The organism is Lactiplantibacillus sp. DA1 (assembly GCF_032681335.1).
GTDB lineage: Bacteria > Bacillota > Bacilli > Lactobacillales > Lactobacillaceae > Lactiplantibacillus.
This window is the reverse complement of sequence record NZ_JAWHTQ010000006.1, coordinates 138,947-155,049: the sequence shown is the minus strand read 5'-3', so window position 1 is coordinate 155,049 and position 16,103 is coordinate 138,947. Positions and strand designations below refer to the sequence as shown.

At 41.9% G+C, this 16,103-nt stretch carries 19 protein-coding genes, 2 tRNA genes and 2 pseudogenes; 20 read left to right on the top strand and 3 right to left on the bottom strand.

Annotation, left to right across the window (positions count from 1 at the left end):
* Positions 1-164 precede the first annotated feature (164 nt).
* The 18 genes and pseudogenes from RXV91_RS15315 to RXV91_RS10615 all read left to right on the top strand — a co-directional run.
* Positions 165-245 (top strand): annotated as a pseudogene (locus tag RXV91_RS15315) (glucose-6-phosphate isomerase); the annotation flags it as partial.
* Between the two features lie 409 nt (positions 246-654).
* Complete coding sequence (locus RXV91_RS10690; RefSeq protein ID WP_003646619.1) at positions 655-846, top strand: hypothetical protein; 192 nt, start codon at positions 655-657, stop codon at positions 844-846.
* A 404-nt stretch (positions 847-1,250) separates the two neighbouring features.
* A complete protein-coding gene (locus tag RXV91_RS10685; protein ID WP_316439840.1) occupies positions 1,251-3,245 on the top strand; it encodes an ATP-binding cassette domain-containing protein in 1,995 nt (664 codons plus the stop codon).
* Between the two features lie 17 nt (positions 3,246-3,262).
* Positions 3,263-4,840 (top strand): glycosyltransferase, encoded by a 1,578-nt coding sequence (locus tag RXV91_RS10680; RefSeq protein ID WP_316439839.1) that lies wholly within the window; start codon positions 3,263-3,265, stop codon positions 4,838-4,840.
* Complete coding sequence (locus RXV91_RS10675; RefSeq protein WP_316439838.1) at positions 4,812-6,575, top strand: ABC transporter ATP-binding protein; 1,764 nt, start codon at positions 4,812-4,814, stop codon at positions 6,573-6,575. The genes RXV91_RS10680 and RXV91_RS10675 overlap by 29 nt, the downstream gene beginning before the upstream one ends.
* A gap of 636 nt (positions 6,576-7,211) precedes the next feature.
* The gene (locus RXV91_RS10670; protein ID WP_003642764.1) at positions 7,212-7,343 is read left to right on the top strand and encodes a hypothetical protein; all 132 of its coding nucleotides are present in this window, start codon (positions 7,212-7,214) and stop codon (positions 7,341-7,343) included.
* 171 nt (positions 7,344-7,514) lie between these two features.
* The gene (locus tag RXV91_RS10665; protein ID WP_003639252.1) at positions 7,515-7,658 is read left to right on the top strand and encodes a hypothetical protein; all 144 of its coding nucleotides are present in this window, start codon (positions 7,515-7,517) and stop codon (positions 7,656-7,658) included.
* A 30-nt stretch (positions 7,659-7,688) separates the two neighbouring features.
* Entirely contained in the window at positions 7,689-7,820 is a 132-nt protein-coding gene (locus RXV91_RS10660; protein WP_011101806.1) for a hypothetical protein, read from the top strand.
* 32 nt (positions 7,821-7,852) lie between these two features.
* Positions 7,853-7,996 (top strand): hypothetical protein, encoded by a 144-nt coding sequence (locus RXV91_RS10655; protein ID WP_316439837.1) that lies wholly within the window; start codon positions 7,853-7,855, stop codon positions 7,994-7,996.
* A gap of 32 nt (positions 7,997-8,028) precedes the next feature.
* Positions 8,029-8,160 carry a hypothetical protein gene (locus RXV91_RS10650; RefSeq protein ID WP_080466494.1) on the top strand — a complete coding sequence of 44 codons (132 nt, stop codon included), beginning with the start codon at positions 8,029-8,031 and terminating at the stop codon, positions 8,158-8,160.
* A 32-nt stretch (positions 8,161-8,192) separates the two neighbouring features.
* Positions 8,193-8,336, top strand: coding sequence for a hypothetical protein (locus tag RXV91_RS10645; protein ID WP_080474986.1), 144 nt, complete (start codon positions 8,193-8,195; stop codon positions 8,334-8,336).
* Positions 8,337-8,367: 31 nt separating this feature from the next.
* Entirely contained in the window at positions 8,368-8,499 is a 132-nt protein-coding gene (locus RXV91_RS10640; protein WP_021732658.1) for a hypothetical protein, read from the top strand.
* Between the two features lie 78 nt (positions 8,500-8,577).
* Positions 8,578-8,709, top strand: a complete 132-nt coding sequence (locus RXV91_RS10635; protein WP_021732657.1) for a hypothetical protein — start codon at positions 8,578-8,580, stop codon at positions 8,707-8,709.
* Positions 8,710-8,739: 30 nt separating this feature from the next.
* Complete coding sequence (locus RXV91_RS10630) at positions 8,740-8,871, top strand: hypothetical protein (RefSeq protein WP_003642768.1); 132 nt, start codon at positions 8,740-8,742, stop codon at positions 8,869-8,871.
* 116 nt (positions 8,872-8,987) lie between these two features.
* Positions 8,988-9,119: pseudogene (locus RXV91_RS15310) on the top strand (KxYKxGKxW signal peptide domain-containing protein); the annotation flags it as partial.
* A gap of 759 nt (positions 9,120-9,878) precedes the next feature.
* Complete coding sequence (locus tag RXV91_RS10625) at positions 9,879-12,146, top strand: beta strand repeat-containing protein (protein WP_396426770.1); 2,268 nt, start codon at positions 9,879-9,881, stop codon at positions 12,144-12,146.
* Between the two features lie 99 nt (positions 12,147-12,245).
* Positions 12,246-14,222: a hypothetical protein gene (locus RXV91_RS10620; RefSeq protein ID WP_316439835.1), complete on the top strand. Its 1,977-nt coding sequence runs from the start codon at positions 12,246-12,248 to the stop codon at positions 14,220-14,222.
* A gap of 53 nt (positions 14,223-14,275) precedes the next feature.
* A complete protein-coding gene (locus RXV91_RS10615; RefSeq protein WP_003642771.1) occupies positions 14,276-14,761 on the top strand; it encodes a MarR family winged helix-turn-helix transcriptional regulator in 486 nt (161 codons plus the stop codon).
* 49 nt (positions 14,762-14,810) lie between these two features.
* Here RXV91_RS10615 and RXV91_RS10610 read toward each other — a convergent pair whose 3' ends face one another.
* The 3 genes from RXV91_RS10610 to RXV91_RS10600 all read right to left on the bottom strand — a co-directional run bounded on the left by RXV91_RS10610 (position 14,811) and on the right by RXV91_RS10600 (position 15,613).
* The gene (locus RXV91_RS10610) at positions 14,811-15,086 is read right to left on the bottom strand and encodes a hypothetical protein (RefSeq protein ID WP_316439834.1); all 276 of its coding nucleotides are present in this window, start codon (positions 15,084-15,086) and stop codon (positions 14,811-14,813) included.
* Positions 15,087-15,106: 20 nt separating this feature from the next.
* A complete protein-coding gene (locus tag RXV91_RS10605; protein WP_021732653.1) occupies positions 15,107-15,340 on the bottom strand; it encodes a hypothetical protein in 234 nt (77 codons plus the stop codon).
* Positions 15,341-15,540: 200 nt separating this feature from the next.
* Positions 15,541-15,613 (bottom strand) — tRNA-Gln (locus RXV91_RS10600).
* Between the two features lie 134 nt (positions 15,614-15,747).
* On the opposite strand from RXV91_RS10600, the gene RXV91_RS10595 reads away from it, so the two are divergent.
* Together RXV91_RS10595 and RXV91_RS10590 are read left to right on the top strand one after the other, a co-directional pair.
* Entirely contained in the window at positions 15,748-15,954 is a 207-nt protein-coding gene (locus RXV91_RS10595) for a hypothetical protein (protein ID WP_021732652.1), read from the top strand.
* Positions 15,955-16,002: 48 nt separating this feature from the next.
* Positions 16,003-16,075 (top strand) — tRNA-Glu (locus RXV91_RS10590).
* Positions 16,076-16,103: the final 28 nt, after the last annotated feature.

Here is a 16,103-nt window from a genome sequence, read left to right as displayed (position 1 = left end):
TGGGTACATTAATATTAAAAATTTAAAAAATCATTACTTTGTGGTTCCCACCGTGGTTCTCATGAATGTAAAATAAATAAAAAACATAAAATTCTGAAAGCTGAAATATCAGTGTTAAACAAGCATTCTGCAATAAGTAAAAATTATGAATTCTGGTTATAAACAAGAACAACATGTTTGCTTTACTTGGCAAGCCTGGTTACGAAGAATTAACTAAGAAGTTAACTGCCCGTCTTAGTGACTAAGGTGCTAGCACTTTAGAAATTAAGATGGAAGCTCCCAAAACAAGCAACTATCAGCTGGCTGATAGGCTGCTTGCTTTGGGGGCTTTTTGCTTATCTTTCTTACGCTGTGTTCGTCGCTGTTAATCTGAAATTTATGAATCACAACGTTGTTGACGAAATGAATTGCTACGTCCGCAAGATGACCCTAATTTAACATGGTGGCGCTCGTAATTTTTGACCGCGCTGGTCGCACTAACTTTGAATGACACCACGCAATAAAAAATCTGCCGACCTATCTCGAGTTTAATCGTGAGTGGTTGGCATGTGATTTAATAGCAGACGGGTTATAATAGATTAGGTGTTAAAGGACAAATATAGTCATGCATGGTAGTTGCTTGCAACGATGTGTGATGTACGTGAGGAGTTTGAGATGCGTAAATTAAACATTATCGAAAGTATCATTATTGTTCTCGGGTTACTAGTCTTTTGGCTGGGGAGTGAAGTGACAGTAATTAGGCAACAATTGCCATGGTTGCAATTTGCAGGGCTGATTGTCGTATTTGTGACTGGTTTAGCGGATGCGATTTACCGCGTGGTCACGAAGCGATCCTTTTTTAAGTAGGAATCCTGCTGATTGAAGTTGGAGTCATTAGGTTTAATTTAATATGATGAAGCGTTCGTTACTGGCAGTCAGTGTGCCTAGTAATGGACGCTTTTTAGTTCATGCCTTGAATGTGTGGGGTGCTTGGATTTATCTCTGCTGACGGTTAAGTCTTGATTGCCGTCATAAAATAAGTTCGAAATAGAAAAAATTTTATTGTAAAAATCAGCAAAATGGGTGATGTTTTACAAATTGTAACTACCAAGTAGGCGGTTTATTAGGATTTAGGATGATTATAATTTTAATTATGAATGATGACTACAGGTATTCAATAACGCTTTACATCATTCACCAAAAATCGCAATGTTATTAATGAGGAAATGCATCGTGGGGAATGTAGTTAAAAAAATAGTGGAGGTACATATATGAGCTTTTTAGAATTACACGATATTCGTAAGGCCTACACCTTAAATCACCAAGAAAATGTCATCTTAAAGGGCATTAACTTAAACTTTGAACGGGGCGAGTTTATTTCGATTCTTGGGGAGTCTGGTGGCGGTAAGTCGACACTGATGAACATCATTGGTGGGTTAGACCATCATTATGATGGGGATGTCTTATTGGACGGTCAGTCCTTGCGCTCAATGAATGTGCGGCAAATGGACCGGTACCGGCGTGAAACCATTGGCTTTATTTTTCAAAACTTTAACTTGGTAAGTTACCTAACTGTCTTGGATAACGTCATGCTTTCACTAAAGATGACCAAAATATCTCATGGGCAACAGGTCCAGCAAGCACAAGATTTGCTCAAACGGGTGGGACTTGAGCAGCAGACCCACCAATATCCGAATGAACTGTCGGGTGGTCAAAAACAACGGGTGGCGATCGCCCGGGCGCTGGCGAGTGATCCCGATATTATCATTGCGGACGAACCAACGGGGGCCTTGGACAGTGAAAATACCCAAGAAGTGATGGATATTTTATATTCGATCGCTGCGGAAGGAAAACTCGTCATTACTGTGACCCATTCGCAGGAAGTTGCTGATTACGGGACACGCATTGTTCATTTAGATGATGGTCAAATTCATGATGAATTAGTGATCGGGGCGCCTTTCGACGTGGTCGATAAACAACTGACGCGTTACCGGACACTTGGTTTTCGGCAGATGTTCCGGATGTCTATGCAACATATGCGCCGAATGTGGCTTCGTTACCTGCTGATCATCTTTGGATCGTCGATTGGGATCAGTAGTATTGTGGTGATGCTGGGACTAGGATCAGGGATTCAAAATTACATGAATCACCAGATTACATCACAAGTCAATCCAACCGCTGTGCAAGTTTCAAAGAAGACGGGGAAGGTCAGCACGGCCGCGCGTAAAAAAGCAACCAGTGCAGCAGCTTACAAGGAGGCCGTTAATCAAGAACAAGTCACAGCGGCTAAGAACGCTGAAGTGACGACCGCTAATGCCAAGCAATTAGCAGCGATCAAGCATGTTAAGTCCGCTAAGTTGGGCTATTATACGAGTACTCAGGTAAGTTATCAAAAAACAACGGTGACGGCGAGTCTCCAGACAGATAACCCGACAATTTTGAGTAAAACCATCAAGAATGGGTCGCGCCCTGGCACTGACCAAGTCTTAATTGGTCGCAAGTTAGCCAAGAAGATGATGGGGAAAAAACATTATCAAAAAGCACTTCATAAAAAATTGACAGTCAAGTTGACAACGGTTAATCGTAAGAATCAGGCCGTAACGGTCAGTCAGACGCTGACTGTCAGTGGGATTACGGGTAGCGATGATACCAGCGTCGTGGTCTTGCCACAAACCGTCAAAAAGATGTTAACTGCTAAGAATGTGGCTTACCGACCAAATTTTGCCATTGTTCAAATAGATAAATTGGCGAATGTTAAGCAAGTCGAACACAAAATCAAGGTAATCAAGGGAACGAATAAGAAACAACAATATAACTATACCGGAATCGGTGATTTAATTGATTCATTGAATACTTATATTCGTTTAGCCACTAACGTATTGACCGGGGTGGCCGGCATTGCCTTATTAGTCTCGGCAATTATGATCATTGTTGTTCTATACGTTAGTGTTTCTGAGCGGACTCGGGAAATTGGGGTTTTACGTGCACTTGGCGCCCGGAAGCGCGATATTAGCCATTTGTTCTTTGCTGAAGCCTTAACTATCGGGGTATTAGCTGCCATTATGGGGTTACTGTTTGGTGAAGGTTGGCAATTCTTAGGCAATATGGCGATCTATAGTTTAATCAAGTATCCAATCGTTCGAATCTCCGGGGCAGCGATGTTGGGCGGCATCACAGTCAGTGTTGTCATCAGTTTATTGGCTGCTTTGGCACCGGCACATATGGCGGCGCGGCTAGATCCAGTCGAGAGTTTATCACATGAATAAAAGTGGGGGCGGAGCAAATGTATTTCTTTATTACGAGCAAAATTGATTCGACGCCATCGGCTATTGAGTTAGCCATGATTCAGCGTCAAAAATTATTCACGAAGCATCGGGTACCCGCGTTGATCGTGACCCGTAACTTTGTGCGGGACTTGCACCAAAATATGCAACTCATTGGGTATGATGATGAGTTCCAGGTCAATATGTATGATTATTTTCAGGGCACTACGAATTACGAAGGCGAACCGTTAACTGCGGCCAATTATCCACGGGTGACGGGTGAAACGCTGGAACGGGTCAGCGCTAATGAATTTGACGTCATTCAACGGGAACAACGGCAAAAAGCACTGATGTTAAATGCGCAGGGTAATATTGATTACGTCGATATTCTCAATCCACAGGGCGCGGTCAGCCGACGCGACTACTATGACACGCGTGGATTCTTAACGGTGGCGCAATATTTTGATGATAAGCAGAATATTGTGTTAGAGCAACACTGTAATTTGCAGCAACAACCAGTCTTAGAGACGTTTTTTCGGCCAAATGAGAAGCAACAACCAGTTGCCACTCATCAACGGCTGTTAAACTATCACGGGCATAATTACGAATTTGAGGACTGGGATCAGTTGACTGCCTTTTTCTTAGATGCGTTAAATGCTGAGTATGGTGGTCACGGAACTATGATCGTGGATCGTAGCGATGCCGGGATGAATCCGATTGTTAAAATGTCCACAGCAGCACGCAAGTATGAGTTCTTACACAGCAATTTCACGCTGGACCCACTTGACGTTGTGAACTCACCAATTGTACCATACACTCAAATCGGGTTAGACCATGCCAGTCAAATGGCCGGTTTGATCATGTCCACGCAAGAAGGGTGTGATGATATGACGAACCACATTCATAATGTGATTCCAACTTTGGCGATTCCAGTTGGTAGTGTAAGTGACGAACAATTAGCAGCTCGTCCGGTTGACTTTAAGGATCGGATTGAGGGCAAGGTGATTGCCGTTGCTCGCTTGTCGGCGGAGAAAAATTTGGAACAATTGATTAAGGCGGTCGCCTATGTTCATGAAAAACAGTCGAATGTGACCTTAGATATTTATGGTTATGGTGATTCATGGACTGGATTTAAAGAAGAAAATCGGTTGCGGGCCTTGGTCAGTTCGCAACGTTGGCAGTCATTTATCACGTTTAAGGGCTTTGAGCGCGATTTGACCCCGGTCTATAACCAAGCACAACTGATGGTCCTCACTAGTCAATATGAGGGCTTTAACTTAGGTGTTTTAGAAGGGCTAAGTCATGGCGTTCCGGTGGTTGCCTATGATATTAAGTATGGTCCGGCAACGATGATTACGAATGGTGAAAATGGGCGCTTGATCACGCCAAATGATTTAGTTGAACTTGGCAAGGTGATTTTAACGCTCTTACAACACCCTAAACAGTTGGCGAAAATGAGTGAACGGGCGTATGGCAATAGTAGCCGTTTTTCTGAGGCTATGATTTGGCAACGGTGGAATGATCATGTCATTCAGCCTGATATTCAAGCAATGAGGGGAGTTACAACCAATGGAAACGCATATCACGTCATCGGCTAAACAACCACATGCCAAGTATGGGACCCGTGATTTATTGAGATTGATCATGACCCATGCTCACCCGAAGAAGGGACTCTTTGTGATTGGAATCCTGTTGTCGTTTGTCGCAACGATTTGTAGTCTTGGCATTACGTTGATGTTGAAGGAATTTATCGACGCCTTTAACCATGGTACTTCGGGTCAACTGTTGCTTCGGTTAGGCGCTGTGATTGTCGTGCAGCTATTTGCAAGTGTTGCGTCGAGTTTTCTACTTAGTTATACGGGGGTCGACGCCGTTTCGACGTTGCGGAGCGCGTTATGGCAACATATCGTGGACTTGCCGATTCCGTATTTTGACCATAACCGGACGGGGGAACTGTCTAGTCGGGTAGTTAACGATACATCGACGATTTTTGAATTGATTTCAAGTCAGTTTTCGAACGCCATTAATGGGATTATCTCAATTGTGGGTTCCTTGACGTTAATGTTGTTATTAAACTTCCGCTTAACGATTATTATTTTAATTGTGGTCCCACTAATGGCCGTGATTATCGTCCCAATGGGGCAAGTGTTAGCGCGAATTTCCAAAGCGATTCAAAAAGAAACGGCCAACTTAAATAGTGCAGCGGTACAAATGATTGGTCAAAATCGGTTAGTGAAAGCGATGGTTGCTGAAAAGGCACTGAAACAACAGGGAAAAGATCAAGTTGATCGGATCAAAGGCTTCAGTGTCCGTCAAATCAAGCTGATCTCGGTGCTTAATCCAGTGCTAAACATCATGTTACTGGCCGCCATTTTCATTATCATTGTTTACGGTGGGATCCTGGTACAAACGAACGCGTTGACAATTGGAAGTTTAGTAGCTTTCTTAATGTATGCCGTTCAAATGATTTCACCACTGAGTAGCGTAACTGGCTTAGTGACTGCCTTGCAACAAACGGTCGGGGCAACTGAGCGAATCGACAACATTTTAGATAGTCCGGAAGAAGATAAGCGGTTGTCAGGCGAAACGCTGTCAACAATCAATACGGTCGACTTTGATCACGTTGATTTTGGTTATGAAAGTGACAAACCGGTGCTTAAGGACATTGATTTGACGATTCATCGCGGTGAGCGGATCGCCTTGATTGGTGAGAGTGGTAGCGGGAAAACGACCTTAGTTTCGCTCTTAGAGGCTTACTATACGCCAACTCGTGGTGAGCTGGACGTGAACGGCGAGACAATGGCCAGTTATACGATTCCCTCGATTCGTAATCAGATCGGCTACGTGAGTCAAGAAGTCGATCTAATGCCAGGAACAATTCGCGACAATCTGTTATTAGGGTCAACTCAGGCCGTGCCAGATGAACAGTTGAGTGTATTATTAACGCAAGTCGGTCTGGCCGATTGGTTGGCGGAGCTCTCGGCAGGTCTGGACACCGACGTTGGTGAGCGAGGCCTCAATGTCTCAGGCGGACAACGGCAACGTTTAGCCATTGTTCGCGCACTCGTTCGTCAACCTTCATTATTGATTTTAGATGAAGCAACGGCTAGTCTTGATAATCAGAACCAGGAACGGGTCACGCAGCTATTAGCGACCCTGCCAGCTGATTTGACGACCATTACCATTGTCCATCGCTTGAATCAAATTGAGGCGTACCCGCGGATTCTCTTTATGGAGGATGGCCGCATTACAGGAGATGGCGATCATGAATCCTTATTAGCAACGCATGAACGTTATCGTGACTTTTATCGGCTGCAGTATCAACACGGTTAAAAGAGGTTTTAGTGAAATACTGTTTGATTATTAAAATTAGTAAGTGGTTATTGCTGAGTGTTGGCAATAGCCACTTTTTTGATTCAAAAATATGTACTTTGCTGGATATTGTTGGTTAATCCGTGAAATAAAACCGCCGTGAAAAATAGAAAAAGTATTAATAATTTTAATAATAAGTTAAAAAAGCGATATTTATAATTATTTTTTAGGGAATAAATTTCCCGATGGTATGGTTCATAATTCGGAAAAAAAGAGAATATTTTACTGCAAACGACTATGCTGAAATGCTTATGCTATCAGCGGTTTAAACGCTTTCGTCTAGCACGGTTAACTGGTGATAAATATAAATAATATTGATAATGGGCTCAAATTTTGACCGTTAATAAAACGCGTAAGTTGTCCATAGTATGCACATTTACTGATTGAATATGATACTGCCCTGTATTTATTCAAATATTAGTAATTTTATTGACGATTGTGGGGCGAATTAGTTAATATTTAAATCGTAAACGAGGTTACTTGTTTCACGTTCGCATTAGTAATCAATATTAGTTATTTAACAGACTAAATTAAATTAATGATTATTGAGTCGCTAATTTGTGAACAATTTGTAAATTTTCTAAGGAGGATATTAACATGAGTTTCTTCAGTGATTTACATCTCTTACCAGGAACCCACACATCATCGCATACTAGTTATGTCAGCAACCAACCACTTGGTACTTTCTATCAGTTTGTGTTGAACGTGATCGCCGCAATTAAAGGTTAAGTGTTGCTAGAGACAGATGCTTGAGAATCTAATGATTAATTAGTTGAATTTTCTAAGCGCTTAATCAAATTTGTCGGAATTTAATTTGTTTTCCAAACTCTCAAGTCTTTTCATGTAGCTGGCCAGACTTGGGAATTTAACCATTAACTAACTTAAAAGGAGGAGTTATTCATGAGTTTCTTTACTGATTTGCACTTCTTACCAGGAACCCACACGTCGTCATACACATCAAGTGTTTCCAATGACATCTTTGGTGGCTTCCACAGCTTCATCTTAAACTTGATTCCAGCAATCAAGAGTTTGTTCAGCAAATAATCACAGCTAATTTTATAGGAGGATTTCAAAATGAGTTTCTTTAATGATTTTCACGTATTACCAGGTACCCATACTTCTTCATACACATCAAGCGTATCCAACGATATCTTCGGTGGTTTCCACAGCTTCGTATTAAACTTGATTGCCGCATTCAAGAAGTAATTTAGTCAAACAATTATAGGAGGATTTACATTATGAGTTTCTTTAACGATTTCCACATTTTACCAGGTACCCATACGTCATCATACACATCAAGTGTTTCCAACGACATTTTCGGTGGTTTCCACAGCTTTATCTTAAACTTGATTCCTGCAATCAAAAGCTTATTCAGCAAGTAATCACAACTAAATCTTTTAGGAGGATATACATTATGAGTTTCTTCAACGATTTTCACATTTTACCAGGTACGCACACGTCATCATACACATCAAGTGTTTCAAACGATATCTTCGGAGGTTTCCACAGCTTCGTATTAAACTTGATTGCCGCATTCAAGAAGTAATTTAGTCAAACAATTATAGGAGGATTTACATTATGAGTTTCTTTAACGATTTCCACATTTTACCAGGTACCCATACGTCATCATACACATCAAGTGTTTCGAATGATATTTTTGGTGGTTTCCACAGCTTCATTTTAAACTTGATTCCAGCAATCAAGGGCTTATTCAGCAAGTAATCTTAACTAATCTTTCAGGAGGATTTATATTATGAGTTTTTTCAATGATTTCCATATCTTACCAGGTACACACACGTCATCATACACATCAAGTGTTTCCAACGATATCTTTGGTGGCTTGCACAGTTTCATCTTGAACGTTATCAAAGCGATCAAGGGTTAATATATTTAGATAAATAAATTAATCAATTTATTAATTAATATCTTGATATTATTTAAATAATGAGGGAGGATATACATTATGAGTTTCTTTTCAGATTTGCACTTTTTACCAGGTACGCATACGTCATCACATACTAGTTATGTCAGCAACCAACCACTTGGTACTTTCTACCAATTCGTATTAAACGTTATCTCAGCCATCAAGGGCTAATAATTAACTAAACTAAAGGGGATTAATCTCATGAGTTTTTTCAATGATTTTCATATTTTACCAGGTACTCACACATCATCATATACATCAAGTGTTTCAAACGACATCTTTGGTGGGTTACACAGTTTTATCTTAAACGTGATTGCCGCATTTAAGGGCTAATTCGTTAAATATAACTGAATGCCAACAAAATCGTTATGGTGTTATTAAGCACAACACGATAAGCACGACTAAGATGATGGGCTGGCAAGTGATTTGTCACCCATCATTTTACATAAATGCAGAGAGTCGTGGGTGCTCGGGGAGGATTCCATATGTCAAAAGATAATCAAAAAATGACCGGTGATTCAGTTTATCGGGTAAAGATGTATAAAGATGGCAAGCGTTGGGTTTATGCCGGCGCAACCACGTTAGCTTTGGCTGCAGGTTTAGCATTTGCCAACGTTAATGCTTCTGCTGATACTGCTGCTAGCTCAGACGCAACTACGGAACAAGTTTCTAGTGCTGCCAGCTCTGCTGCAACTAGTTCAACGGCGACTTCATCAGCTGCTACGGATGCCAGTTCTGCATCTTCAACTAGTCAATCAACTTCAACAGCTTCTGCTGCAACACAGAGTGCTACTTCAACAACAAGTGCTTCAAGTTCTGTTGCTAGTCAAAATGATACAACGCAAACCGCTGTTGCAACTTCTGCTAAAGTTCAGTCACGAGCCGCTGGTGCTGATACAACTGCGACAGTTAAGCAGGCAACACCAACAGTTACTGCACCGACGTCTGGTGCAACGCCAAAGGTCACTAGTGAAGCAACTCTAACAACGTCTGAAGCTGCTAGTGGTTCGACTTCAGAAGCTACATCTACTGTAACCAGTGGTGCTGGTCAGGTTGTTAAGAATAATATTACTGCTACGGGTGCGGATAAGGTAAGCTCCGTTGTTAGTGGGACGAATTTTGCTACCAAGGCTGATACTATTTATGATGTGACAGTCACATTATCCAAAAACTCAAGTGTTGATTGGACAGATGCTAATGGCTCATTTGCATTGAAAGGGAACGTCGCTTCTGCAACTGGTACCTGGAAATTAGCGTCATATACAGTTGGTAACACGCTAACTAATGGGGTTATTACTGATGGTACAACCACAACGCTTACTGATAATGATGCAGCTGGTATGCCTAGCATCGTTTACGCCGATTCACTCGCAGATAACAGTTATTTACAACTAAATTATCTTTACACTGCTACCACCAGTAGTGCTGCCAATGGCGGTTTAACTTTTACTGATATTCCAAGTGCTGTTCATGATACTGCAGCGGGATCGAATCAAATCGGTTGGGATTATACAACAGACGTAACTACGGATACAACAGTTACAACTCCAGCTGAAGATGCTCAGGATGTTTCGGTGGCATATGTTGTAATCACTGGTGTTAATTCTGATGGTACTCCAAAGTATACTAAGATTGATGGCGGCGTAACTAAGAGTGGCAAAGTTGGAACAACCTTCACTATTAATCCAGCAACAATCGATGGTTATGCCCTCTATGGTGCAAGCAATAATGTTACTGGTGATGCAAGTGGTCTAACTGGTACAGTTGATACAGATGCTACTAATAATGAAGTTGTATTAGTATATGCTGAAAATACTGGTATTGTAGTTAACTATCAAACTGCTGATGGTTCAACTGTGGTTACGTCTAATCAGTATACTCAGGGTACTGATGGAACCTTTACCCGTGCTGGTGGTACTTACAAATTGACGGCTCCAAGTCTCGATGGTTATACCTACACGGGTTACAAGATTGGTGACGGTGATGTTCAATCAGGTAATGTTGCTGCTGGTACGCTTGTTGCTGGTGTTAATACAGTAACTTTTGTATATGCTCCAATTGTCGAACAATCTGATATCACTGTAAACTATGTTGACGAAGCTGGCAACGTAATCAAGGATCCAACTACTTCAACTGGTGATAACGGCACGACTTACACGATTGACCAACCAACCATTGATGGTTACACGTATAAGTCAGCTAGTGATTCTTTGACTGGAACGTATGATGGCAATAAGACCATTACCTTAACTTACACCAAGAATGCGGCCCCAGTTGAACAATCAACGATTACCGTAAACTACGTTGATGCTGATGGTAAGACGATCAAAGCAGCTACGATCCAAACTTTGGACAATGGCTCAACATATACTGTTGATACGCCAACGATCGATGGTTACACTTACAAGTCAGCTGATGCCGCTTTGACTGGTACGGTTGATGGTAATAAGACGATTACCTTAACATACACCAAGAATGCGGCCCCAGTTGAACAATCAACGATTACCGTAAACTACGTTGATGCTGATGGTAAGACGATCAAAGCAGCTACGATCCAAACTTTGGACAATGGCTCAACATATACTGTTGATACGCCAACGATCGATGGTTACACTTACAAGTCAGCTGATGCCGCTTTGACTGGTACGGTTGATGGTAATAAGACGATTACCTTAACATACACCAAGGATTCAACGACACCAGTTGAAAATAAAGCTAACTTGACGATCAATTATGTTGACGCAGATGGTAACACCATCAAAGCATCCAACGTAACTGAATATATCGTTGGTCAAGCTTACACGGTTGGTCAACCAGAAATTGCTGGTTACACTTATGACCATGCCACTGGTGATGCCATCGCCGGAACGATTGCTTACAACGGTAACACAGTTACCCTTGTTTACACGAAGAACGGTGGCACTACTCCAACTGAACAGACTAAGACGATCACAGTTAACTATGTTGACGCAGATGGTAATACGATCAAGAGTGCGACGACCACAACTTACAAAGTTGGGGACACTTACACGGTCGCAACACCTTCAATTGATGGCTACACTTACAAGTCAGCTGATGGTGCTTTGAGTGGTACGGTGGCTGATGACGCGACGATCACCTTAACTTATGCTAAGAATGATAATGGTGGTACAACCACAGCACCAACGACTGCACCTGGTACTGGTGACAACGGCAATAACGGTGGCGGAACAATCACGACTGCACCAACAACGGCACCTGGTACTGGTGATAACGTCAATGGTGGCGGTACTGGTACAACTACTACTGCGCCTGTTACGACACCAAGTGATGACACTGTCAACACTGGTTCATCAACGACGGCAACTTCAACTGCACCAGCAACCACGGTTTCTGATGATGAAGTAACGCCAACGACGACTGCAACTAGCAATGGTACGAGTGGCGTTGTTCCTGCATCAGCATCATTACAACCAGTTGTGACGACGAAGACGACTTCTGATGCGAAGACGTTACCTCAAACTGATGAAGACGAAAACGGGACTGCCTTGGCTGTCCTAGGTCTTTCAACCTTATTGATGGGTTCAGCGCTATACTTTGGCGTTTCTCGTCGGAAGCATGAAGCATAATAATTAGAATAGCTTGATTATTTGCTGAACGGATGGAAAGGTCAGGGATGACCTTTCTACTCTTTGAGCAAACAATCAAGTTTATGGAGGAGTTGCATTATGAAGATGTTCAATAAAAAGCGCAGAGATAAGAATGAGGATTATCGTAATCATTCTGAGCGTGCAACGGCGACTTCAACCGTTGCTGCTCAGAAGCCAAAACCAAAGGCAACCCAAAGTAGCACGACCCCCAATGTTCGGTCGGCTAGTGGTGTCCGGCCAACTAGTAGTAGCGTAACGGCTTCGACTAGTGCCCCAGTTAAGGGTCAAAACCGGGTTAATCAGCGGCGTGCTACCCAAACGGCGGCAAAGAACAGTGCGGCGATTGAACGTGAAATGGCTGATTTAAACAAACAATACCAAACTTTACGTGGGGAGCTTAAGGTTCAATTAGTTCAGGACCGTAAGCACGAAAAGCAACAGTACGAAACCTTAGTCGCCGAACAACTAAACTTAGAACAACAGTTAAAAGATGCTAAGATCACCTTATCTAAGCAGGATAAAGTTGTTAACACTAACGATGGCGAACGGCAAGGGATGGTTAAGACCATCAATGCTTCTCAAAAACGTTATGATGATGCTAAGAAAGCTCTTGCTAAGAGTGATCAGACCATCAAATCGTTAGAGAAGAAGATTACGCAGTCAGAACAATCATTAGCTGATTTGAAGCAAAATGAAGCTGACATGCGCAAAGCAATTCAGGGCGAACAAGACTTAAAGAAGTTATTCGTTTTGATGAAGCAGCAAGAAAAGCAAGCTCAGGACCTGTACCAAAAGAGTGACGCAATCAACAGTGAACTCGTGAAACTCCAGAAACGTGAACAGACTGAAACCCGTGAACGTTCGCGGAAAGAACACGCGATTACGAGTGCGGAAAAAGACCTACATACCGCTCAAGATGCGTTAGTGGCTTATGATCGTAAAAAGAAGAGTGCCCAAGATGAACAGGAACGTTCACTTAACTTGATCAACCAGAAGATTAATCGGCTACAACATGACTATGATCAAAACGCAACGATTGTTAAGGGCTTGCAACAAAAGGTCGAAGGAATCGATGCAAAGTTAAAATCGGATTACGGGACGACGCACTTAGTATCACCCGTTGAATTCGATCAGTCGGCAAAGTACTTCTTATTCAGCACGGACTTGATTCAGTCATTATCTAGTGAAGAAAAAGCTTCAATGGAAATGATTATGGGCTTACTAAAGAGTGAGGTTAAGGATAATGCCAACGTGATTACCGTTAACTATAATGATAGTTTGCCAGATATTTGGAATAATTATCAAGCGGCTGGACTCGTTGACAAGCGTACCGGATTATATAATATGTACTATACGATTCAGGCGAAGGTTCCAGGGGCGGTTGCAAAGACTAAGCCAGAATTACCTGATAATCCGGCATGGCAGTATAAACGTAATGCTGACCAGCAGATTGTGTCCATTGCCGATGATGGTGGCAACCCAATTATGACGTTGAAGTACCGTAAGAATGGTGCCATCTGGTATATGACTTATTTCAATGGTTCATTAGCAACTCGTCGTGACGTCTATGATGCTGCTGGGTTCTTATCAGTTACTCAGTATCTTGATCGGACGAATAACTCACAAGTGACACTAGAAAACTTCTATCGTCCAGACCACTCTTTAGCAATGGTCAAGCAATACGGTAGTAACCACGAATTGTCAATTCAATTAGTGAATAAGGAAGAAGCCATCACGAATGTCTTCCATTCTGAAACGCAATTGTTGAACTGGTGGTTGGCATCAGTCTTACAACAACAAAACAGTGTGTTAGTGATGGGTATCAATTCACCATTATTCGATCAGTGTTTGCAAGCAACGAACGATAGCTTCCATCTTTTACCAATCGTATCTGCTGAGGATTTGGATAACCAACATGTTCAGGATATCATTAGCGGTAAGAGTAAGTTGTCAAGCTTAGTTGTGACGGATCATGATGTTCAGACTGCGATTGAAAAACAAATGACGCGTGATCTTGAAATTACGATCATGCCAGCAGCAGAAGTCCGTGCCTAATCACGGGGTTGTTGATGATGCCTTGAACGTGACGCATGAATGGGGTTTTAATAATGATGAAGACTAATACCAAAAAAGCCAAGTACGATGATGCGGAACTGTTCGAGAAAGTTTTAGTGGGCATGTCCTGGCTCGAAAGCCATCTTCGTGAGATTATCCAAACGATGGTGACTGATGCGGATGTGTCGTTTGAACAGTTCTTAATTCTTTACTATCTTGACCATAGCACTGATCATCGAATTACGGTGAAAGAGCTAGCCGCTGACCGCCACGTTTCTTCTTCAGCGATTTCAAGGAAGCTCACTTACTTGATCAACAATGATTTAATTGTGCTAAACATTGATCCTTATGATCGCCGGTATCGTTATTTAACGTTAACTGCGAAAGGTGAAAAATTGGCGCGAGTTATTGAAAAAGTTAATGAAGAACGTCTCGGTAAGTTCTTAGATGAATTTGGCCGGATTCGAACTTCTGAATTAACTGATGAGCTTCGAATGGTCAGCAAAGTTTTAGTAGATACCAAGGAAATAAAAGGCTAATAAAAAGAGCAATTCAGCTGTCAAATAAGCTGAATTGCTCTTTTTGTCATCAAATATTGATTGCTAACGAGAATAAGATAAAACCACCAAGTAACATTGCAATAATTGCCACGACCACCCATAGCACTTGACGCATACTGTGGCGAACTTGGCGCTCAACGTGATTCTTTGCTTGGGAGCGCTCATGTTGGGCATTGAACAACGAAGCATTCGTGTCCTTGACCCAATCGGCACCACGTTGTCCATAGTAGGGGTTGGTGTTATGGTTGATCGAGTGGTGGACCCGACCATTTGATTTGGGTGACGGTTGATAACGCCGCATCATAATCCTCTTTTCAATGGGTGTTAGTTTTTTTGAGCCTTATAAGGAACGGCATAGTTTTTCGGGGCATCGCTAGCTTTTGCATACTTCCAGTGTCCAGACATTTTTTTCTCTAGTGGGGCACCATCCTTAATGCAAGTAAAGCGTGAGCCAACTTCATTCTCAATGATGAAGATCCGGTTAAACTCGTGCCGCGTCTGGACAATGTGACAATCATCGTGATCGATACCAAAAACATCTTTGTATACCAACAACATTATCTCCTTTGTATTGATTTCAAAATAGTGACGATTTAAAAGGCTTCACAGACAGTCTACATAATCTATTATAAACCCCGATTCAAGTCCGTAAACCGTTTTGTTGGAGAAAAAAGAAAATTTCATTTGTTTAGCCCTGATTAACACAAAAACACTAACGCAAGTCGAAGCCTACGTTAGTGTTTAATCATGAATTCTAATTGGGTATACTGGGCTCGAACCAGTAAATTACGGATTCAGAGTCCGCTGCCTTACCAATTTGGCGAATACCCAATAACAACTATTTAATAGTAACTTTTCCATCAAATGCTGTCAAGACTTTGGTGAAACTTTATGCATGTTTTTTGTATTTTTTCTTGAACTTAGTAGCAGTGGATGGCTAAACTAATTGATGGGAAGGTGAGAGCGTGTCTAAATCAGAATTAGATCGTTTATTTAATCATTTACGGCAACAGCTGATCGTCTGGGCTGTCACGTCAATCGGCTTAGCGGTTATGCGTAATTTTTTGTTACCGCAATTATTGACATTTGTTTTTTGGGGCAGTGTAGTTTATTGTTTGATTTTGTTCGTTGGGTTAGCTGTTGTTACGGTTTTTCGATGGCAAAAGTCATAATTGATTTGACAAGCCGCTTATCATTCGGTAAGATAATAAATGAATTTGTGCCCGCTGGTCAAATTGGTTAAGACGTCGCCCTCTCAAGGCGGAGTTACGGGTTCGATCCCCGTGCGGGTGATAAAGTGATAATTAATGAGAAGCAATCA